The organism is Olsenella sp. oral taxon 809 str. F0356 (assembly GCF_000233535.1).
GTDB classification, from domain to species: domain Bacteria; phylum Actinomycetota; class Coriobacteriia; order Coriobacteriales; family Atopobiaceae; genus Olsenella_I; species Olsenella_I phocaeensis.
In genome coordinates this window covers 1,465,229-1,485,102 of the sequence record NZ_JH376563.1, presented here as the reverse complement: position 1 = coordinate 1,485,102, position 19,874 = coordinate 1,465,229, and the positions used below count along the sequence as shown (strand labels likewise).

Annotated in this window: 18 protein-coding genes; 1 reads left to right on the top strand and 17 read right to left on the bottom strand. The window is 67.3% G+C overall.

Annotated features, from left to right (window positions below; translation table 11 throughout):
- Positions 1–96: 96 nt before the first annotated feature.
- The 16 genes from HMPREF1008_RS09945 to HMPREF1008_RS06595 all read right to left on the bottom strand — a co-directional run bounded on the left by HMPREF1008_RS09945 (position 97) and on the right by HMPREF1008_RS06595 (position 17,692).
- A complete protein-coding gene (locus HMPREF1008_RS09945; protein WP_009279094.1) occupies positions 97–813 on the bottom strand; it encodes a PLP-dependent transferase in 717 nt (238 codons plus the stop codon).
- Positions 814–815: 2 nt separating this feature from the next.
- Positions 816–2,582, bottom strand: coding sequence for a threonine--tRNA ligase (thrS, locus tag HMPREF1008_RS06660; protein ID WP_009279093.1), 1,767 nt, complete (start codon positions 2,580–2,582; stop codon positions 816–818).
- Between the two features lie 382 nt (positions 2,583–2,964).
- Positions 2,965–4,728, bottom strand: coding sequence for a 1-deoxy-D-xylulose-5-phosphate synthase (locus HMPREF1008_RS06655; protein ID WP_009279092.1), 1,764 nt, complete (start codon positions 4,726–4,728; stop codon positions 2,965–2,967).
- A 217-nt stretch (positions 4,729–4,945) separates the two neighbouring features.
- The gene (locus HMPREF1008_RS06650; RefSeq protein ID WP_009279091.1) at positions 4,946–5,377 is read right to left on the bottom strand and encodes a zinc ribbon domain-containing protein; all 432 of its coding nucleotides are present in this window, start codon (positions 5,375–5,377) and stop codon (positions 4,946–4,948) included.
- Between the two features lie 98 nt (positions 5,378–5,475).
- Positions 5,476–6,882 (bottom strand): folylpolyglutamate synthase/dihydrofolate synthase family protein, encoded by a 1,407-nt coding sequence (locus HMPREF1008_RS06645; protein WP_009279090.1) that lies wholly within the window; start codon positions 6,880–6,882, stop codon positions 5,476–5,478.
- Between the two features lie 117 nt (positions 6,883–6,999).
- Positions 7,000–7,593, bottom strand: coding sequence for a GTP cyclohydrolase I FolE (gene folE, locus HMPREF1008_RS06640; RefSeq protein WP_009279089.1), 594 nt, complete (start codon positions 7,591–7,593; stop codon positions 7,000–7,002).
- A gap of 59 nt (positions 7,594–7,652) precedes the next feature.
- Positions 7,653–8,504, bottom strand: coding sequence for a bifunctional 5,10-methylenetetrahydrofolate dehydrogenase/5,10-methenyltetrahydrofolate cyclohydrolase (locus HMPREF1008_RS06635; protein ID WP_009279088.1), 852 nt, complete (start codon positions 8,502–8,504; stop codon positions 7,653–7,655).
- A 1-nt stretch (position 8,505) separates the two neighbouring features.
- Positions 8,506–9,138 carry a cyclodeaminase/cyclohydrolase family protein gene (locus HMPREF1008_RS06630; protein ID WP_009279087.1) on the bottom strand — a complete coding sequence of 211 codons (633 nt, stop codon included), beginning with the start codon at positions 9,136–9,138 and terminating at the stop codon, positions 8,506–8,508.
- A gap of 119 nt (positions 9,139–9,257) precedes the next feature.
- Complete coding sequence (locus HMPREF1008_RS06625; protein WP_009279086.1) at positions 9,258–10,922, bottom strand: formate--tetrahydrofolate ligase; 1,665 nt, start codon at positions 10,920–10,922, stop codon at positions 9,258–9,260.
- 377 nt (positions 10,923–11,299) lie between these two features.
- Entirely contained in the window at positions 11,300–12,409 is a 1,110-nt protein-coding gene (locus HMPREF1008_RS06620; protein ID WP_009279085.1) for a helix-turn-helix domain-containing protein, read from the bottom strand.
- Between the two features lie 110 nt (positions 12,410–12,519).
- Positions 12,520–14,424, bottom strand: a complete 1,905-nt coding sequence (locus HMPREF1008_RS06615) for an ABC transporter permease (protein ID WP_009279084.1) — start codon at positions 14,422–14,424, stop codon at positions 12,520–12,522.
- Between the two features lies 1 nt (position 14,425).
- Positions 14,426–15,169 (bottom strand): ABC transporter ATP-binding protein, encoded by a 744-nt coding sequence (locus HMPREF1008_RS06610; protein WP_009279083.1) that lies wholly within the window; start codon positions 15,167–15,169, stop codon positions 14,426–14,428.
- A 136-nt stretch (positions 15,170–15,305) separates the two neighbouring features.
- On the bottom strand, positions 15,306–15,923 hold the full coding sequence (locus tag HMPREF1008_RS10655; protein ID WP_009279082.1) for an ATP-binding protein: 618 nt from the start codon (positions 15,921–15,923) through the stop codon (positions 15,306–15,308).
- Positions 15,924–15,993: 70 nt separating this feature from the next.
- Positions 15,994–16,281 carry a hypothetical protein gene (locus HMPREF1008_RS10650; protein WP_009279081.1) on the bottom strand — a complete coding sequence of 96 codons (288 nt, stop codon included), beginning with the start codon at positions 16,279–16,281 and terminating at the stop codon, positions 15,994–15,996.
- Positions 16,278–17,036 (bottom strand): response regulator transcription factor, encoded by a 759-nt coding sequence (locus HMPREF1008_RS06600; protein WP_009279080.1) that lies wholly within the window; start codon positions 17,034–17,036, stop codon positions 16,278–16,280. The genes HMPREF1008_RS10650 and HMPREF1008_RS06600 overlap by 4 nt, the downstream gene beginning before the upstream one ends.
- Positions 17,033–17,692 carry a 5-formyltetrahydrofolate cyclo-ligase gene (locus HMPREF1008_RS06595; protein ID WP_009279079.1) on the bottom strand — a complete coding sequence of 220 codons (660 nt, stop codon included), beginning with the start codon at positions 17,690–17,692 and terminating at the stop codon, positions 17,033–17,035. The genes HMPREF1008_RS06600 and HMPREF1008_RS06595 overlap by 4 nt, the downstream gene beginning before the upstream one ends.
- Before the next feature lie 191 nt (positions 17,693–17,883).
- Between HMPREF1008_RS06595 and HMPREF1008_RS06590 the strand changes: the two genes are divergently transcribed.
- Positions 17,884–19,164 (top strand): amidohydrolase family protein, encoded by a 1,281-nt coding sequence (locus HMPREF1008_RS06590; RefSeq protein ID WP_009279078.1) that lies wholly within the window; start codon positions 17,884–17,886, stop codon positions 19,162–19,164.
- A 16-nt stretch (positions 19,165–19,180) separates the two neighbouring features.
- On the opposite strand, the gene HMPREF1008_RS06585 is transcribed toward HMPREF1008_RS06590, so the two are convergent.
- Complete coding sequence (locus HMPREF1008_RS06585; RefSeq protein WP_009279077.1) at positions 19,181–19,858, bottom strand: aspartate/glutamate racemase family protein; 678 nt, start codon at positions 19,856–19,858, stop codon at positions 19,181–19,183.
- Positions 19,859–19,874: the final 16 nt, after the last annotated feature.

The window sequence follows — 19,874 nt, the reverse complement described above, 5'->3', positions numbered from 1 at the left end:
GCCAGAAGCGCCCCATACCCCGCCGCCGCCCACTGCCAGGCCCACAGCCCCATCTCGGCAGCGAGGCGAGCAAGAGGGCGGCGGGAACGCCCGGGGTCAGCAGCCTTGACGGCACAGCCGTGCCTCCAGCCGTGCCACGAGCCCCCGTGCGTCTCCCCCGCCGCAGGCGACGCGACACCAGGAGGCCTCCCCCGCCAGCCGGAAGTCCACGAGGGGCCCGAATCCGTCGAAGAGCAATGCCGCCGCAGCCTCGTGGTCTGGGTCATCGGGAAGCCCGGGATAGCGCAGCCCCGAGACGGCGGGATGGCAGCGCAGGTAGCAGGCGACGACCATCGCCTCGTCGTTCGCGGCACGTCGGCGCAGGTCGAAAGCAGGAAGCGCCGCCACGAGCGCCTCGAGCTCCCCCGCGCTCGCGCCGTCGAGCGCGTCCACAGCCTCGTCCAGTCCCGCGACGCGCCGCGAGTCGCGCGAGAGGCTCACCGCGGCCAGACCCGCGCCCTCTCCCAGGACGGGGTCGAGGAGCTCCACCGCCAGGTGCGCACCACGCCTGAGCGGCGCCGCGCCAAAGGAGCTCGCGAGCGTGTTGTCGGCCACGACCGCCCTGCCCTGCCCCCGCGCCTCGGGAGCGAGGACGCGCAGGTCCGGCACCCCCACGGGCATGCCTCCGAGGGTCGGCACCACGAGGGCGTCCCCGGGCAGGCACAGACGCGAGAGGAGCCCCTCCCGGGAGCCGGCGCGCACGACGCGCGTGCGCCGTGCCCCGACCCTCTGGGAGAAGCCCCTCTCGACCTCGCTCTGAGGACGGCCCCCCACGCCTAGCCGCGACGTTCGGCGATCTCTGCCGTCACGCTGGCAACGAACTCGTCGAGCGTCGCCTCGTGGGTCTCGTTGGTGCGGTCGCGGACGCTGATGTTCCCCGCCTCCGCCTCCTTCTCGCCCAGGATGAGCATGTAGGGCACGCGGTCGATGGAGCGCGCCTCGCGAATCTTGTAGCCGATCTTCTCGTCGCGCTCATCCACCTTGACGCGGATGCCGGCGGCGCGCAGCCTCTCGCCGACCTCCTTGGCGTAGTCGCGAGCCTTCTCGGACACGGGAAGGACCTTGACCTGGCAGGGGCTCAACCAGGTGGGGAACTTTCCGGCGTACTGCTCGATGAGCATGCCGGTGAAGCGCTCGAAGGATCCGAAGCCGGCGCGGTGGATCATGATGGGGCGCTGCTTGCTGCCGTCGGGGGCAGTGTACTCGAGCTCGAAGTTCTGGGGAAGCTGGAAGTCGAGCTGGATGGTCCCGCACTGCCAGGTGCGGCCCAGGCAGTCCTGCAGGTGGAAGTCGATCTTGGGGCCATAGAAGGCGCCGTCGCCCTCGTTGAGCGTGTACTCGACGCCCATGGAGTCGAGCGCCTCCTTGAGGCCCGCCTCCGCCTGCTCCCAGTCCTCGTCGGAGCCCATGGAGTCCTCCGGGCGGGTGGAGAGCTCGACGCGGTAGGGGAAGCCGAACTGCGCGTAGTAGGTGGTGATCAGGTGTGCAGTGTCGGTCACCTGCTCGGTGATCTGGTCCGGGCGGATGAAGAGGTGGGCATCGTCCTGGGTGAACTCGCGCACGCGGAAGAGGCCGTGCAGGGCGCCCTTGAGCTCGTGGCGGTGGTCGAGTCCGGCCTCGGCGAGCTTCAGGGGCAGGTCACGGTAGGAGCGCGGGCGGCTCTTGTAGATCAGGCAGGCGCCGGGGCAGTTCATGGGCTTCACCGCGTAGTCCTCATCGTCGATGAGGGTGGTGTACATGTTCTCCTTGTAGTGGTCCCAGTGGCCCGAGGTCTCCCAGAGCTTGCGCGAGAGGATGATGGGCGTCTGCACCTGCTCGTATCCGTAGGCGTCCTGCATCTCCTGCCAGTACTGCATGAGCGCGTTCTTGACGCGCATGCCGTTGGGGAGCCAGAAGGGGAAGCCTGGACCGGCGTCGCTCATCATGAAGAGGTCCATCTCGCGGCCTATCTTGCGGTGGTCGCGCTTCTCGGCCTCCTCGAGCATGTACTCCCAGGCCGCGAGCTCGTCCTTGCTGCGGAAGGCGGTGCCGCTCACGCGGGTGAGCATCTTGTTGGAGCTGTCGCCCTTCCAGTAGGCGCCCGACACGCCGGTGAGCTTGAAGGCCTTGAGGGCCTTGGTGTACATGAGGTGGGGCCCCACGCACATGTCGACGTACTCGCCCTGCCTGTAGAAGGTGATGCGCGCGTCCTCGGGGAGGTCGCCGATGTGCTCGACCTTGTACTTCTCGCCTCGCTCCCTCATGTGCTCGATGGCCTCGGCGCGGGGGAGCTCGTAGGTCTCGAACCTGAGGTTCTCCTTGGCGACCTTGCGCATCTCGGCCTCGATGGCGGGAAGGTCCTCGTCGGTGATCTTCTGGCCCTCGGGCAGGTCGATGTCGTAGTAGAAGCCGTTCTCGGTGGCGGGGCCGTAGGCGAAGTCGGCCTCGGGGTACAGGCGCTTGATGGCCTGCGCCATGATGTGCGCGGCAGAGTGGCGGATGACGTGGAGCTCCTCGTCCTCGGGGACCTCGTCCACGCGGCCGTCGTTGAAGAGTGCCTTCATGGTGAGAAAACCTTTCCTTGCAGCTGGTCGTTCCTCGCAGCTGTTCGCTTGCCATGCTCGTCGGGACAAGAAAAACGCCCGACCGCCCTCTGGGGTCGAGCGATTGAGGCGCCTGCCGCAGGCAGCTCGCTGCCGTGAAGGGACAGACGCCTAGATAGTCGGAGTTCGGGTGGAGCTGGCAGACGCTGGCCTGTTGCAAGAGAGCATGCTGGGAAACCTCCGTTTGGCTACAGGGCAAAGGTTTACCACATCCTGGGCCTCCGGTCAGCCCAGACAGCGCACTTGGAACCCATCGCCCCAAGGAGGCCACATGGACGACGCGGGCGAGAGGAGCCATCCGCGACCGCGCACGCACGCCCCTCTCGCCCGCCCCGCGCGGTGGCTATGCCCCCAGCTGGGCCAGAACGTCCTCGCAGACCTGCTCGGGGGCGAGCCGCACCTCGCGCAGGAGCTCGTCCGCGTCGTAGCGGTCGTAGAACGCCTTGGCGAAGCCGCGGACCAGCACCCTCGTGGAGGCGTCGGCCGCGAGATGGCCTGCCACGCGCTGGCCGAAGCCCCCGTCGACCGAGCCGTCCTCGAGGGTCACGACGAGCTCGTGCGTGCGGGCGAGCTCGTCCAGCGTCCCCTCGTCGAGGTCCGAGGCGAAGAGCGGGTTCACCAGCGTCGCGTCGACGCCCTGCTCGGCGAGGAGGTCCGCCGCCCGCTCTCCCAGGCCGAAGAAGTCCCCCAACGCGAGGATCGCGACCCCCTTGCCCTCGCGCGCGTGCTCCCAGCGGGTCTGGGAGTAGTCGCCGCGCTGCGTCGTGCCCTCGGGGGCATGCCGTACGGAACCGGCAGGGACCGCGATGTAGACCGGCCCCTCCTTCTGGTCGAGCGACCAGTCGAGCATCGAGAGGTACTCCTCCACGTTGGTCGGCGCAAGGTAGGTGATGCCGGGGATGTTGGCGACCATGGGGATGGAGTAGAACGCGGCGTGCGTGACGTCGCTCATGCCCCACACGGAGGCGTTCGCCCCCACGATGGTCGCGGGGTTGTGGTTGATGGAGAGGTCCTGCGAGAGCTGGTCATAGACGCGCTGCAGGAAGGTGGCCTGCGTCCCGAAGACGACGTGGGCGCCCGCCTTGGCGGCGCCGGAGGCCAGGGCGACGGCGGTCTCCTCCGCGATGCCCACGTCCAGGTAGTGCGAGCCGAGCTCGCGGCGCTGGGAGGGCCCGAGGCCCAGGGTGCCGGGCACTGCGGCGGCGAGCACGAGGAGGTCGCGGTCCGACTTGGCGCGCTCGAGCAGGTAGCGCGCCGTGATGGAGCCGTAGCCCTCGCCGGAGCCCTGGCGGAGGGGACGCCCCGTGGCGAGGTCGAAGGGGGCGTTGTAGTGCCAGGGCTCGGGGTCCTGCTCGGCGGGGGCGTAGCCCTTGCCCTTCAGGGTGTTGACGTGGACCACCACGGGATGGTCGATGTCGCGGACCTCCTCGAAGGCGGCGACGAGGGCCGCGCAGTCGTTGCCGTCCGCCACGTAGCGGTAGTCGAGGCCCATGGCCCGGAAGAGGTTGTCCTCCGCCTTGCCCCCCGTCTCGCGCAGACGGGCGAGGCCCGCGTACATGCCGCCGTGGTTCTCGGCGATGGACATCTGGTTGTCGTTGAAGACGATGACGAAGTTGCTGCCCAGCTCGCCGGCGACGTCCAGGCCCTCGAGGGCCTCTCCCCCGCTGAGGGACCCGTCGCCTATGACCGCGACGACGTTCTCGTGCCTCCCGGCGAGGTCGCGGGCCTTGGCCAGGCCCAGTGCCAGGCTGATGGAGGTCGAGGTGTGGCCGACCTCGAAGAGGTCGTGGTCCGACTCGGCGGGGTTGCTGTAGCCGCTGACCTCGTCGTAGCGCGCGGGGTCGAGGTAGGCGTCGACGCGCCCTGTGAGCATCTTGTGCGGGTAGGTCTGGTGCGAGACGTCGAAGACGAAGTGGTCGCGAGGCGAGTCGAACACGTAGTGCAGGGCGATCGTCGCCTCGACGAAGCCGAAGTTGGGGCCGAAGTGCCCACCGTGCGCCGCGGCGCGCCTCAGTAGCGCGTCCCTGATCTCCTGTGCGAGGACCGGCAGCTGGTCGCTCGCGAGGGCCTTCACGTCCTGGGGCGAATGGATGTTCTCTAGGTACATGCGCTTCCTTTCTGCGCCGCATCGGAACGGCGGCTTTTCTCGGGACCTTATTCCCCGGGGTGGGGCGCGCGAGAACGACGTCACGTACCTTCCCGCCCATCGAAACGCATGCGTAACGAAGCGGGCCGCACGACGCCGTCGGTCCGTCGCGCACAAGTCAGGCGCCCCCGTCGCGGTGACGGAGGCGCCTGGCGTCGGAACTACGTTGGCCTTAGGGCTACTGGATGCGGGTACGGCAGTAGGGACAGACCTTCCAGTCCGCATTGAGCGGGCGGTGGCAGGTGGGGCAGACGTTGCGCACCTGCGTGTTGCAGATGGGGCAGACCACGAAGTCGCGGTCGATGGGAGCTCCGCACTTGGGGCAGATGCCGTAGTGCGAGAGCTGGTGCTCGCGCAGGGCGATGTCCAGGTCCTGCTCCTCGCGGTCGACCAGGTAGCTGCTGGGGCGCAGGATCACGTAGGCGAGAAGGCCCACGATGGGGATCACCGAGATGATCGCCCAGAGCCACCAGGGCTCGGCACCGCGCCGCTGGGCGTCGCGGATGACGTAGACGATGGAGAGGATATAGAGCATGACGACGCAGGCGACCATGAGGTAGAGCACCATGCGCACCTCAGGGGTGATGAGCTGGTCAAGTAGGTCTGACATTAAGGCTGTGCTCCTTTGCTGTCATAGGACGGCGCCACGCGGACGGACATGCTCGCGCCATGACCCATTTGGGTAGCTCGGGCAATTGTAGCAGATGGCTAGCGCAGGGCGGCCGCGACCTCTCCCGCAAGCGTGATGGAACCACAGGCGACGAAGGCCTCTCCCACCAGGGCGGCCAGCGCCTCTCCGCAGCTCGCATACTCCCCCACCGGCTCTGCGGCATGGGCGCGGAAGCGCTCGGCAAGCTCGTGCGCCGCCAGGGCGCGCGGCGAGCGCGTCTGCGTGACGACCACGCGGGGGAACTCCGGGGCAAGCAGACCGACGATCCCGTCCACGTCCTTGTCCGCCAGGACGGCGCAGAGCAGGGTGGGACTCGTCGCCACCTCGGGAGCCACCTCCCTCACGGCCGAGAGGAACACCCCCACGGACTGCGGGTTGTGGCAGGCGTCGATGAGTCCCACGGGGTCGGCGCGCACCACGTCAAAGCGGCCGGGCGTGGGGCAGCAGACCACGGACTCGAAGAGCGCCTCGGAATCGAGCCCGCGTCCCAGAAAGTCCTCGCAGAGCACCACGGCACAGGCCACGTTGGCGGCCTGGTAGACGGGCTTCAGGGCCGAGAGCTCGCGGTAGCGCGAGCGCGGGGTCGTGACGTCGAACACCAGGGATCCGCCTATGCGCCCCGGTCGCCGCAGGACCTCGTAGCTGGCATGGGGAAGGTCCCCGTGGGTGCGCGGCAGTCCGGGATGGAGCTCCCCCACCGCGTCCTCGAGCCTCCGCGGCCTGAGGAGCGTCGGCACCACGCCCTCGTCGGCGCAGCGCCGGAGGAAGACGTCCTCGACGCTCGTGGGGGTGGCGGTGCCCACGCCCAGCACGCAGCTCCTGCCGGAGCGGATGATGGCGGCCTTCTCGCCCGCGATCTTCTCGAGGGTGTCGCCCAGGATGCGGGTGTGGTCGAGGCCCACGCCCGTCACGGCGACGGATTCGATGGAACCCACGGCCGTGGTGGCGTCCCAGCGCCCGCCCATACCGCACTCGAGCACCACGACCTCCGCCCCCAGAAGCGCGAAGGCGACGCAGGCGCCCACGGTGAGCAGGTCGAACTCGGTGATGTCATAGGGCCTCTGGCCCAGGTCGGCGCGGTGGGCGTTGACGCGCTGGCCCGCCTCGGCGGCCGCTGCGACCCCGCGGGCGAAGTCCGCCTCGACGACGGGAGAGCCATCCAGCTCCAAGCGCTCGGTGTAGCTCACGAGCTCGGGCGAGGTGTAGAGGCCCACCCTGAGGCCCTCCCCGCGCAGGATCGCCGCCGCGTAGCGGGAGGTGGACGTCTTGCCGTTCGTGCCCGCGACCTGCAGGCTGCGGAAGCTCAGGTCGGGGTTGCCGAGCTCCGCGAGCATGTCCTCCACGCTCTCGAGCATGGGGCTGATGCCCAGCCTGAGCGTCGAGCGGAGGACGCCGAGCGCGTCATCGTAGCTCAGCTCGGGAACGGGAAACGGGAGTCGGTACATGTCTTGCCTTCCTTCGTGTTCGCGACATGGACGCATGCGGCGACGTTTGGCGGACGGAGACCGGGAGGCCCGGGGTGAGAGGGCCCGCATGCCCCACCACGGGCGGAGGCTCGCCCCCTAGAGCCCGAGGAGCCTCAGTGCCTCCTCGCGCGTGCGCGCGTCGTTCTTGAGCGCGCCGCGCACCGCGGAGGTGACCGTCTGCGAGCCGGCGCTCCTGATGCCGCGCATGGTCATGCAGCTGTGCTCCGCCTGCAGGACGACGAGGACGCCCAGGGGGTCGAGCGCGTCGACCATGGCGTCGGCGATCTGTGCGGTGAGGCGCTCCTGGACCTGGAGCCTGCGGGCATAGCCGCTCACGCAGCGGCCTATCTTCGAGAGTCCCGTGATGCGACCGTCGCGGGGGATGTAGGCGACATGCGCCTTGCCCACGAAGGGGAGGACGTGGTGCTCGCACAGGGAGGCGAAGGGGATGTCCCTCACTATGACGAGCTCCTGGTTGTGGCCCTCCTGGAACTGTCTGAGCAGGTGGGAGGACGGGTCCTCGGCGTATCCCCCCAGGAGCTCCTCGCAGGCGCGCGCCACGCGGTCGGGGGTGCCCCTGAGCCCCTCGCGGTCGGGGTCCTCCCCTATGGCGAGAAGGAACTCCCTCATCGCCGCCTCCACGCGCGGCCTGTCTATCCCATGCGCCACCTGGGCCTCGTCCCGTTCCATGCACCTGCCTTCCCTCCGGCCGCGCGCGGGCGCGGCGCCATGCACCGTCAACGTCTGAATCAGTGCCGCAGCTCGGCCGCACTCACCACGTGCTCCATGAGCACGGCCGTCGTTATGGAGCCGATCCCGCCCGGGACCGGCGTGATGGCAGAGACGAGGGGCGCCACCGCGTCGAAGTCGACGTCGCCCACAAGCCTGCCCGCCTCGCCGTCCCAGTTTATGCCCACGTCCACCACCACCTGGCCGGGAGTGACGAAGTCCGCGCCGACCATGCGGGGCCTGCCCGTGGCGACGACGAGGACCTCGGCCCCGCGGCATGCGGCGGCGAGGTCACGGGTCCTGCTGTGGCAGAGCGTCACGGTAGCGTCACGCGCCTGCAGCAGCAGCGCCAGCGGACGTCCCACGACCAGCGAGCGCCCCACGACGGTCACGCGCCTGCCCGAGAGCCCGATGCCGTAGTGGTCGAGGAGACGCAGGGCCGCCTCCGCCGTGCAGGGCGCGAAGCCACGTCCCCTGCCCGAGAAGACCTTGGCAAGCGAGAGAGGCGTGACGCCGTCCACGTCTTTCCCAGGAGCGAGCAGGGTGCAGGCAGCCTCCCCGTCGAGCCCCGCGGGAAGCGGACGGAACATGAGGCAGCCGGAGACCTCGTCGTCCTCGTTGACGGAGCGAATGGCCGCCTCCAGCTCCCCCTGGCCGCAGCCCTCGGGCGGCAGGACCCTCCTCAGGCCGATGCCGAGCGCGTCCGCCCTCTTCTGGAGGCCGCGCTCGTAGCTGAGGTCGTCGGGCCTCTCCCCCACGCGAAGGACCGCCAGCACGGGTGGCCTCCCGGCTTCGGCGAGGGCATCCACGCGCCGGCGCAGCCCCTCGGCGATGGCTGCGGCGACGGGGGCACCCCTCAGTTCCCTGGACATGCTAGCCCCTCTCCCTCAAGGCGCGCGTGACCGCGCGCAGCAGCGCCTCGGCCCTTGGCTCCCACTGCGCCAGGAGCGCATCGCAGCGGGCGTCGAGCCCATCCGCCACGTCGCGCCGCACGAGCGAGCGCGTGTTCACGTAGACGTTCAGGCTCGCCGCCGAGAGCGACGCCCCGCAGAGCGCCGCGGCGCAGCCCACGTCCGAGACGAGCAGCCGCGAGCCCTTCTCACCCAGGAGCTCCAGCTGCGGGATCGCCCGGGCGACGAGTCCCATGAGCTCGAGGGGGACCTCGCAGGCGCCTCGGCCTGCCGCCTCGAGGGCGGCGGGCCTTCGGGGGTCGCCCGCGGGTAGGGCGTAGGCTCGGGTCAGAGGCTCGAGCGAGCGGGCGTCCTCGTCCACGAGCTCGACGAGCCTCAGACGGATCCGCCCGAGCTCGTCCAGGGCCTCCCTGACCTCCCCCTCCACATCGGCGTAGCGAGACTTGCCCAGGGTGAACTCTGCTGCCATGGAGCCCAGGGCGGCACCCAGGGAGGCGACGTAGGCGACGGCCGCGCCGCCTGCGGGACTCGACACCCTGGACGCGAGGTCGTGCGAGAAGTCCTCGCAGCTCCTCTGCGCTAGGCGGTCTTCCATGTTTGCTCCAAACGACGCCTGGGCACCGGGGCAGGGGCTCCCGGCACCCAGGATGCTTTTGCTTGACCCCGTCGATGTTCCCACAGCGCGCGCTCCGCGCGGACGGCGAAGGCGACGCTCTAGAAGAGGCCCACGATGCGGCCGTCCTCGGTGACGTCGATTCCCTCCGCCGCGGGCCGCTTGGGCAGGCCGGGCATGGTCATGATGTCGCCAGTGAGCGCGACGACGAAGCCGGCGCCCGCGGAGACCTTCACGTTGCGCACCGTGATACGGAAGTCCTTGGGCGCACCGAGCTTTGCCGCGTCGTCGGAGAAGGAGTACTGGGTCTTGGCCATGCACACCGGCATGTTGGTGAAGCCCTGGTCCTCGAGCTGCTTTATCTGCTTCTCGGCAGAGGTGGTGAAGTCGACCCCGTCGGCGCGGTACACGCGCTTGGCGATGGCCTCGATGGACTCCTTGATGCCGCCGAGCTCGTAGGAGAAATGGAAGTCCGAGGGCTCGTCGCAGAGGCGCACGACCTCCTCGGCCAGGGCACGCCCGCCCTCGCCGCCCTTGGCCCACACCTCGGAAAGGGCCACGTTCACGCCCAGCTCCCTGCACTTGGCCTCGACGAGGTCGAGCTCGGCCTTGGTGTCGGTGGGGAACGCGTTGATGGCCACCACGACGGGCAGGCCGTAGACGTTCTTCATGTTGTCGACGTGCTGCAGGAGGTTGGGCAGGCCCGCCTCGAGGGCCTCGAGGTCCTCGTCGTTGAGGTCGGCCTTGGCCACGCCGCCGTGGTGCTTGAGCGCGCGGACCGTGGCGACCACCACGCAGGCGTCGGGCGTGAGGCCCGCGAGGCGGCACTTGATGTCACAGAACTTCTCGGCGCCCAGGTCGGCCCCGAAACCAGCCTCGGTCACCACGTAGTCGCCGAGCCTCATGGCCGTGGTGGTGGCAGAGACGGAGTTGCAGCCGTGGGCGATGTTGGCGAACGGGCCACCGTGCACGAACGCGGGATTGTGCTCGAGGGTCTGCACCAGGTTGGGCGAGATGGCATCCTTGAGCAGCGCCGTCATGGCGCCTTCCGCCTTGAGGTCGTGTGCGGTGACGGGCTTGCGGTCAAAGGTGTAGGCCACCACGACGCGCCCCAGGCGCGCCTTGAGGTCCATGAGGTCGGTGGCCAGGCAGAAGATGGCCATGACCTCGGAGGCCACGGTGATGTCGAAGCCGTCCTCGCGCGGCATGCCGTTGGCCACGCCGCCCAGGCCGTCCACGATCTTGCGCAGCTGGCGGTCGTTCATGTCCATCGCGCGCTTCCACACGATGCGGCGCGGGTCGATGCCCAGCTCGTTGCCCTGCTTGATGTGGTTGTCGAGCATGGCGGCCAGCAGGTTGTTGGCGTTCTCTATGGCATGGAAGTCGCCGGTGAAGTGCAGGTTGATGTTCTCCATGGGGATGAGCTGGGCATAGCCACCACCAGCCGCGCCGCCCTTTACGCCGAAGACGGGACCCAAGGAGGGCTCGCGCAGAGCGAGCATCGTCTTGTGACCGAGGGCGTTCATGGCGTCGGCCAGTCCGACGGAGATGGTGGTCTTGCCCTCGCCGGCGGGCGTGGGATTGATGGCGGTCACGAGGACGAGCTTGGCCTTCTTGGGCTTGTCGGCCATCTTGGTGACGTCCACCTTGGCCATGTGGTGGCCGTAGGGGATGAGCTCGTCGTCGGTGAGGCCCAGCTTCTCGGCAATCTCGCCAATGGGCCGAATCTCAGCCTCCTGTGCGATCTCGATGTCTGACTTTGCCATCGCTTACTCCCCTTCTCCGGACGCAACGCTCGCCTTTGGACTCACGGGACACATGCTAGGGAACGTGCCCCGGCTCCCCACGCCATTTTGGCAAGAACTCCTGCGCCAGGGTTGGTCATTTTGCGCCGATGAAACCAGCCGCCCGCAGGTGGTACGACAATGACAATCATATTGAACGGAATGCCCGAGCCACACACCCAAGCTTCGGCGCGTGGGGGCAATAGGCAGAATCACCCATACGATGGCGTGTTCCGGCACGCATTGGGCTTCGCCGATGGCAATGCCCCCGGGCGGCTGCCCGCAAGGATAACAGGGCGCCCTGGGTGGAGCAGGCCGCGCGTACGAGTGCTCTGTGCGTGCGGCGCCCGTCGCGCTTGCTAGAGTTGCCTTATGCGGGCAAGGGCTCTCGCGACCTTGGAATCCTGTGCGACCAAGCTCCATTCGCCGCGGCCCTCGACCATGGAAAGAAGGCCCTTCCTCACCATTGATGCCGGGGGTCGCACCATGTCTGCCGCGTTGCCGGGGGCGAAGACGTGCTCGAAGAGGGGACCGGCAGGGAATCTCTCGCCTCGTTCTGCCGCAGAGATGACCTTCTCCGCCAGGCCCGCAAAACTGGCAAGGTAGGATGCCGCCTCTGTGGCCTCCTCCAGCTGGGCCGAAGCCACCGCTGCCCCGGCCCAGAAGGTAAGGGCAGTCTCGGGCAGGTGCTCCTCCAGCTCAAGGCCCAACACGAGGGCGTTCCCAGCCTTGCGAAGCGCATCCACCTGCGTCTTGGACGGATGGGCCAGCAGCTGGGCGCAGATGCTGCCCATGACCCCGCCAAGGCTCGAGAACAGGTCGCGCTCGCGAAGAGACGCGGCGTCCTCCGCTCGCCCGCCCTGCTCGTACAGGGAGGCAAGTACCGAGGAGGTTCCTATGGGCGTTGCTCCGACGATGCCTTCGAGCAGGGCAATCGCCTCCCCCAACCTGTCATCTTGCCTGCGAAGGAACCCCGTCCTGATGAAGCGCGCCAGGGCGAGTTGCCTCGCGTCCTCGGAGCGAGCCTCGACACGGTCGAGGCAGTCGAAGGCGTTATCCCTCAGCTCGTCGGCTCGCGTGGGATCCGCCGCGCTCCGACCAAGGTAGAACATTGCTGCCTGGAGTAGCCAAGGCAGGCAGAAGGGGTGCTCTGCCGTCACCGACCTGATCTCTGCGTAGGCACCCTCGGGGTCGTCGTTGGCGCGCAGGGCAATTCTCGCCGCCGTCTCCCTGACCTGGCCTTCGTCCAGCTGGGAGTCCCAATCGAACAGCTCGTCAAGCGATATCCCAAACTGTGCCGCTATGCTCGGCAGCAGCGCCACGTCGGGCAGGCTGAGCCCAAGCTCCCACTTGCTTACGGCAGCCTTCGTCACGCCAAGGAGGTCCGCGAGCTGCTCCTGCGTGAGCCCCTCGGCATGGCGTGCCCGCGCGATGGTAGCCCCGATGTTGGTCGCGCTTGTGTTCTGCATGATGGCTCCCCTCTTCAGGATGGCTCCCCTCTTCCGTGCGAGTCCATTCTCTGGCGCTGGTGCCTACCGCTCAAGCGAGCGCGAGTTGACCTTTTCGAGGGTTGAGTCAACTAGTCCCGCGGACGGACGAAGGCCTTCACCTGTCCGCTGAAGCGGGTGTCCAGCGCTGCAAAGAGCAGGGCCTCCAGCGCGAGCAGGGGAACCATGGTCACAGCCATGCGCACGTAGACATGTGCGCTCGCTACGTCCATGCTGATGAGGAACGCCATCGCAAAGCCCGTCAGCACGACTGCGAACCCAATGGGCAGGGAGAAGAGCAGCTGCAGCTGGCGCTTCTGGATGCGCAGCACCTGTGCCAGGGACAGCCCCATGCGGTTCAGGTTGCGCATGACGGGCAGGCTCTCGCGCACGTCGGAGAGCAGCCGGAAGTAGACGAGGCTGATGGAAGCCACTATGAAGATGACGGCCAGCATGAGCGAGATGTAGGTGTACATCTCGTACGAGTACTCCTGCAGGAAGATGGTCTCTATGCGAGGAATGAAGAGGAAGTCGTTCCCGTCCCCGAGGCCCACGCCTATCGTGCTGCGTATGCGCTCGCAGGCGGTACGCACCTCCTGGGCTTGGGCATCGTCATCCACGTCAAACGTGAAGGCCCTCACGTCCACAAGGCTGCCCGTGTCCTGCAGCATCTGCCAGTCCGCATCGCTCACCACGTAACTGCCGCTGCGCTTGGCGGTGTCCAGTATGGGTGTGGACGTGCCGACGACCTCCAGCGCCCGGCCGCCTGGCACCTCCACCGAGCTTTCTGGCTCGGCCGCACCGGAGACGTCAACCGCCTGTCCGTCTTCGATCGAGAGCGTCCTACCCGACTGCCTCTCGTATGAGCTCTGGGCGACGAACTTGTTCCCGAAGATGGTCTTCTCGGTCTGCAGCATGCCGTAGGAGTCCTTCGCGTACGCCACGCCATGGCTGGCGAGCTCGGCCTCGATCTCGCTGACGTCTGACGACTCCCGCGCGTTGTCGCCATACGAGAAGTACCCGATTCCGAAGGGGATGTCCCTGGTGATGTCGGCGCGAACCGTCGTGACGAGGGCGAGGGACACGACGATGGCGCTGAACGACATCGTGAGCATGAGGGTCGACACGAACATCGTCGTGACCGACCCCTTGAGGCGGTCCCTGAGCCCGGAGACCCAGATGGCGTTTCCCTCCCTCAGGTAATAGCGCGACCGCGCGACGCGCGAGATCACGAGGAACGAGAACTGGCGGTACGCGAGGAAGAGTCCGGCGAGCGTGGACGCGATGATGAGCCAGGGTATGACGTCGACGAGCGCGTCGTGGGACTCCACGAACGTTCGCACGGACGGGATGACGCCGAACAGGCAGGTGCCGCAGCCGCAGGCGAGCAGGACGATGCCCAGGACGGCCAGGGGCTTCGAGAAGCGCATCTCGCGGCTCTCGTCGACCTTGGCGGCAAGCAGGTCGACGATGGGACGTCTGCATATCCCGCGCGCCTGCGCTGCGCTCGCCACCAGGAATATGACGGAGAACGTGACGACGGTCTGCACGATGGACGCGGACGGGAACTGGTATGCGATGTCGGCAACATGGATGATGCGGGCCATGAGCATGACCATGAGATGCCCGAAGACAAGCCCGATGACGAGTCCTGCGGCGATGGCGCTCACGCCAATCAGGAGGCTTTCGAGCACGATCGAGAGGGCGACCTGGCGCCTCGTCATGCCCATGGTGAGGAGGGCCCCGTACAGGCGCCGCTTGCGCTTCAGGAAGGCGCTGAGCGAAAGCCCCAGGAACCCCAGGGAGTACACGGCGATGAAGGCGATGGCGAGGCGCATGATGTCCTGCACGCTCTCGCTCTGCGCAAGCTGCGGATGGTTCATGTTGGCGGAGAAGACGAAGAAGACCACGATCGAGAACACGCTGCTCAGCCAGAACGCGACGTAGCTCTCCTTGTCGCGCATGACGTTGTTGAGGGCAAACCTGAAGAAGCTCATCCTACTTCGCCCCCATGAACTTGAGCACGTTCAGGATCTCGTCGTAGAACGCCAGCCCGTCTCCCTCGCGGTACAGCTCCTCCAGGATGCAACCGTCCTTGATGAAGATGGCGCGCGTGCAGAAGCTTGCGGTCTTGGCGTCATGCGTGACGATGATGGTGGAGGTGCCCCGACGCGCATTGAGGTCGGCAAAGATGCGCATGACGCCCTCGGCTGCCGCCGAGTCGAGGTTGCCCGTGGGCTCGTCGGCAAGAAGGAGGCGTGGGCTGTGGATGATGGCGCGGGCGATGGCGGCACGCTGCGCCTGACCTCCCGACACCTCATGCGTCCGTTTGTCGAGGATCTTGCCGATGCCAAGGCTCGCGGCAATGCTCTCGGCTGCGGCGTTCATGCGTGCAGGCGGGACGTGGCGCAACATGAGTGGGAGCATGATGTTCTCGCGGATGGTGAGCGTGTCCACCAGGTTGAAGTCCTGGAAGACGAAGCCGAGCTCGTTGCGGCGGAACTCGGCCGCCTCGGGCTCGCCCAGGTGGGAGATGTCGCGCCCGTCGATGCGAATTTCTCCCGAGCTGAGCGGGAGGATGCCCGAGATGAGGTTAAGGAGCGTGGACTTTCCCGATCCCGACGCCCCCATGATCGCTACGAACTCGCCCTCCTCCATCTTCATGGACAGGTCGTTCACGGCACGCACCTGAACTCCGGTTCCGTATATCTTGCTCGCGTGCTCGATGGTGAGAATCGCCATGAGGTTCTCCTTTCCGATTCGCTGCAAGCAGAATACGAAACGGCACGTGAGGGGCGCTATCGAGTGGAGTGACGAAAGATGACAGCCCCTGTCACTTTTGCACAAGGGGGATGATGGGCGCGAGTCGGGGGCGACGCTAGAAAACTATGTCCACTCGGGTTCCATGCCCAACCTCAGACCTCACCTCTATTTCGTGCCCAAGCTCGTCGAGCGCGCGCTTCACCACGTACAGTCCGACGCCTGACGACTGGTCGTGATCGCGTCCGTTGCTCCCCGTGAAGTAGAGGTCAAAGATGCGCGGCAGGTCGCGCGGGCGGATGCCAATGCCGTGATCGACAAAGCTGAGCTCCACGCTTCCGTCCGACTCCCCCGCGCCGACCTCGATCGACGACCCCACGTCCGAATACTTCACGGCGTTATGCAGTATCTGCTCGATGACGAACGCGAGCCATTTCCTGTCGGTGCGCACGCGCAGGCTTGCGTCGATGCCTACAGTGGGGAAGACATCCCTCTGCGCAAAGAGGCGCCTCTCTTTGTCAATAACGGCCTCTACCACCTCTTTGAGGGACAGGTCCTCGATGGTGAGGTCGGCCTGCATGCGCTCCATGCGCACGAGACTCAGGATGAGGTCGAGCTGCCCCTGCATGCGATCGAGCTCGCAGAGCGCACCGAACGAGTCCATGTGCCCGGGGTCCTTCTGAACCATGAGGCGCAGGACGCTCGCGGGCGTCTTCATCTGGTGCACCCACTGCATGACATGCGTCCGCCAGCGCAGCATCTCGTCGTCTCGCTCGTTCAGCTGGCGCTGGTAGCTGCGGTAGGCATCACGCCTGCGTTGTGACGTACGCTTCGGTGACGGGGTCGCCGCTATGGCGCCCCACCAGCTGTTCCATGGTCTCGACGTCCTCTTCCAGGCTTTCGTAGAACGCCCGCTTGCGCGCGAATCGCACGACAAGGAACACCGCCAGCACGAATGCCGCCACGAAGAGGAAGTAGGCGATGCCTGCGGCCGTCTCGAAGCCTCGGCCAAAGTGAAAGGCAAGGGCTATGGCAACGGACTCGAGGAGGAAGAGGGCCATGACGTCCAGATGATCCCTGAGGAAGAGCCTCATGGCCTTCCGCCCATGTAGAGACGATAGCCAACGGTGCGCACCACCTTGATCTGGGCGGGAATGCCCGCACTGGAGAAGCGATCGCGAAGCCGGCGGATGTTGACGTTCAGGGTGTTGGGCTCCACGAAGCCCTCCCCGTCCCACGCGGCCATGTACAGGTCTCCACGCGCAGCCGTCTTTGGATATGCCCTCATCAGGCATCCAAGGAGACTTGCCTCCGTGGCGGTGAGCTCGATCGTTGAGCCCTGGTACTCCGCCCTGAGGAGTCCCGGGAAAAAGACGAGCCCGTCGCAAGCGAGGGACTCGAGCTCCGTTGTGGCAGGTGCGAGCTCCCCATAGTTGCGGCGCATCTGCGCCTGCACCTTGGCGAGCAGCACGTCGAGGTCGAAGGGCTTCGTCACGTAGTCGTCAGCTCCCGCCTCCATGCCACGCACCTGGTCGGACGCGGCATCACGAGCCGAGACCATGACGATGGGGACGTGCGATGTCTCGCGGATGCGACGACACCAGAAGAATCCGTCGTAGCGGGGCAGGCTCACGTCGAGCAGGACGAGGGAGGGGTCGAGGGCACGGGCCTGGGCGTCTATGTCATCGAACGAGTCCGCCACGCGGCACTGGTAGCGATACCGCCCCAGCAGGTCTGCTACCTGGCCCGCGAGGGCGCTGTCATCTTCCACTATGAGGATGGGCCGCAGCGTTGCGCCCTCGGCCCGCCGCGCGCCACCATGTGCCGCCGTTGTCTTCTCCATGGTCATGCCTGGCCCTCCTTCTCTCGCACCCAATTGGACCAGGGGCTCTCGGACGTTTCGATGGTGCGCCGCTCCGTCACTACCACGTCGACGCCCAGGTCATGCTCCCCCACCGCGCCCATGGCTGTCAGGTTATCGGTAAGCTGCGCCTCGCGACATATGCCGACGGAAGTGCCAGGAAAATCGGCAAGCAGCGTGTCATAGAAGCCGCCCCCGTACCCCATGCGGAAGCCATGGCCGTCGAAGGTCAGGCCAGGCACGACGGCGAGGATGCTCCCGCCCGCCTCTGCCTCGCGCGCGACGTCCAGAAGGCGATCTGGCTCCGCAAGGGGCTCCTCCACGCCAAAGGAGCTGCGCTCGAGGCGGTCGAAGTCGTCGATGCGATACCACTCCATGAGACGAGTGTGGGGCACCACACGGGGGATGGCAACGACCTTGCCAGCTACCCACGCCTGACGTACGAGCCCGCGTGTGTCCACCTCCTCGCCTACCGAAAGGTAGGCGAGGACGATCTGGGAGCGTTGCCACTCGGACAGAGAGAGGACGCGGGAGGCGATGCCGGCATCGGCACGCTCTCGCGCCTCGGAGCCAAAGTCCTTGCGCGCCTGCTTGAGCCGCTTGCGAAGCTCATTCTTGCGCACGGTGACTTCCTTGTCCTCCATGTGCCTCCCCCAGGACCCAATTCACATCGAGGAGAGCTTACTCCACCCCGAAGCATGCGTCACAGGGAAGGAGGCGCGCCATCCTGCTGCAATGCAGGCAAAGGGAAAAGTGTCTGGTACAAGAACCCCGCCTCCTAGCCCATCGAAACTCGGAAGGTCTACGATGGCAGCGCTGACTTCGAGGAGGGGCCATGAGATACGCATTTGCCAATGCCACCGTGATCGACGGAACGCTCGAGGCTCAACCCCAGGAGGGACGCTGCGTACTCGTCGCGGACGGACGCATCGAGTCCGTCGATGCGGGCACGGCCCCCTCCGGATACCGCGTGGTCGACCTCGGGGGCAGATTCCTGCTGCCCGGCCTGATAAACATGCACGTCCACCTCGCGGGCAACGGCAGCCCGAAGTCGGGTGGCAAGGACCCCAAGAAGACGGTGGACGCCATCTTTGCCACTCCTGTCGGCGCGGCCGTCGCCCACCTCATGGTGGCCGGGTTCGCCAAGGCCGCACTCATGGGCGGCGTGACCACCGTGCGCACCGTTGGCGGCCTGCGCGACCTCGACACGCGCGTGAGGGACGAGATCGCCGCAGGCAGGAGGATCGGACCGCGCATCCTCGCCGCCAACGAGGCGGTCTCGGTGCCGGGAGGGCACATGGCCGGATCGGTCGCCGTCGCGGCGACGACCGTCGAAGAGGCCCTGGCCGCGGTCGATGCCGCCTGCAACCAGAACGCGGACCTCGTCAAGCTCATGATTACCGGCGGGGTCATGGACGCACGGGCCAAGGGAGAGCCCGGCGAGATGAAGATGCCTCCAGAGATGGTGCGTGCCTGCTGCGACCGGGCGCACGCGCGCGGTCGCATCGTGGCGGCGCACGTGGAGTCTCCCGAGGGCGTCCGCGCCGCACTCGAGGGCGGCGTCGACTCGATCGAGCACGGCGCCAGGCCGGACGAGGACACCATGGCCCTCTTCGCCGAGAGGGGTTCCTTCCTGGTGACCACGCTCTCCCCCGCCCTCCCCTATGCGCTCTTCGACAGAAGCGTCTCAGGCGCCTCCGAGATGGCCCAGTTCAACGGCAAGGTCGTCTTCGACGGCATCAGGGAGTGCTCGAAGGCGGCACTTGCCGCCGGGGTGCCCGTGGCGCTCGGCAACGACGTGGGCTGCCCCTGGATCGCCCAGTACGACTTCTGGCGCGAACTCGTCTACTTCCACAAGTACGTGGGCGCAAGCAATGCGCTCGCCCTGCATACCGCAACTCTCGGCAACGCCCGGCTCGCGGGCATCGACAGGGTGACGGGCTCCGTCGAGGAGGGAAAGGACGCCGACCTCGTCGTCTGTGCGCGGAACCCCCTCGAGGACCTCAAGGCGCTTCGCGAGGTCGACATGGTCATGGCACGCGGCATCCTCGTACGGCACCCCCACGTCAGACGCAACGCCCTGCTCGACAGGGAGCTGGACAAGTTCCTGGATTAGCCTCGCGGCGCACGCGCTACCTGGCTCTAGCCTCGTCCACGAGCGCCTGGGCCTGAGCCCCCAGGGCGTCGGCCACCGGGAGCGCAAGCTCTCGACCCCGCGTGAGCGCGAGGAGCTCCGGCGCGGCCATCACGATGGCCTGGGCGCCATGCTCGACCGCCTCGCCCACGAGCTCGTCAAAACGTGCCAGGTCGTCCGCTGAGGGTTCCTCTCCCCCGGACACGCGCCCGATCACGGCGTCGACCCACTCCTTGTCCTCGTCGTTGGGCGTGAACACCGGAACGTGGCTCGCCGCGATGGGCGACTTGAAGAACTTCTCGCGCATGGTGGTGGACGTGCCAAGGAGAAGTACGCGCACATACCGCGCTGCGACGATTCTCCTCCAGCTGGCCTCGACCACACTCAGCAGCCGCACGCTGGTCGTACCCCGCAACTCGCGGAGGACGAGGTGCGCGTCGGCTCCCACGATCGCGACGAGCTCGCAGCCACGACGCTCGAGCGACTCGACCGCAGGGGCGAGGAGCGCGACCAGGCCCTCCCTGTCGCCCTCGCCGGCGAGGGCGTTCGTCAGAGCGGCATCCACGGACGAGCGCTCGACCTGCGCGGCGGTCTCGCCCAGCTCCTCCCCGAGCACGTCCGTGAAGTGGTGCATGCCTGCCTCGCCCGTCGCCAGAACGATGCCCATCTTCCTCATGAGACCCCCCGTCCGT